Here is a 1,139-nt window from a genome sequence, read left to right as displayed (position 1 = left end):
CTAGTGTCCTGCGCCGGGAATTCGTTGAAGATATGAACCGAGTCGTTCGAAGATCTCGTCGGCGGTCTTGGTCCAGTTGAACGGGCGGGGGTTGTCGTTCCAGTCTGCGATCCACTCGCGAATGTCCTTCTCGAGGGCCTGAATTGAGCGGTGAACGCCGCGGCGCAGTTTCTGGTCGGTGAGTAACCCGAACCACCGCTCGACCTGGTTGAGCCACGACGAGTAGGTCGGGGTGAAGTGCATGTGGAATCGGGGATGGGCGGCAAGCCATTTGGTTACTGTCGGCGATTTGTGCGTCGAGTAGTTGTCGCAGATCAGATGGACGTCCAGGTCAGCGGGCACGGTGTTGTCCAACTTGGTCAAGAACTTCTTGAACTCGATCGCGCGGTGCCGGCGGTGAATCGAGCCGTAGACCTCGCCGGTGGCCACATCCAGGGCGGCGAACAAGGTGGTGATTCCGTGCCGCACGTAGTCATGGGTGCGGCGCTCGGGCATGCCGGGCATCATCGGCAGCACCGGCGCGCTGCGATCCAAGGCCTGGATCTGCGATTTTTCATCGACGCAGAGCACCAGTGCCTTCTCCGGCGGGTCCAGATACAACCCCACGACGTCACGGACCTTGTCGACGAACTGCGGGTCGTTGCTGATCTTGAAGGTGTCCACCTGATGCGGCTTGAGGCCGAACGACTTCCAGATCCGTCCGACCGTTGACTTCGACAACCCGGTCTCAGCCGCCATCGAAGACCGCGACCAGTGCGTGGCGCCTTTGGGTTGACGCTCCAACGTGGCCACGATCAGCTGCTCGACCGCCTCGTCGGTGATCTTGCGCGGCGCACCAGGACGCGGCTCATCGGCCAGACCCTCCAGTCGCGCCTCCAGGAACCGTCCACGCCATTTGCCGACCGTTTGCGGCCACACACCTTCATCAGCGGCGACTTCCTTGTTGGATTTCCCTGCCGCGCAACCCAACACGATCCGACAACGTTGGGCCAACGCCTGCGAGGACTTCGATCGACGGGCCCACCGCTGCAACGTCTCACGTTCGTCGTCGGTCAACACCAACTCGACTACCGGCCTACCCCTGGTTCCCACCCGCCAATTCTACAATTAATCAACTAATTTACGGCGCAGGACACTAG

General features: G+C 61.2%; 1 protein-coding gene. It reads right to left on the bottom strand.

What is annotated here, in order from left to right; all coding sequences use genetic code 11:
* Entirely contained in the window at positions 1-1,092 is a 1,092-nt protein-coding gene (locus tag EB75_RS27940) for an IS630 family transposase (RefSeq protein WP_036429724.1), read from the bottom strand.
* Positions 1,093-1,139: the final 47 nt, after the last annotated feature.

The sequence above is a fragment of the Mycobacterium sp. ST-F2 genome (assembly GCF_001905655.1).
Classification (GTDB): domain Bacteria; phylum Actinomycetota; class Actinomycetes; order Mycobacteriales; family Mycobacteriaceae; genus Mycobacterium.
The sequence above is the reverse complement of the archived record's forward strand: the minus strand, read 5'-3'. Positions and strand labels throughout refer to the sequence as shown.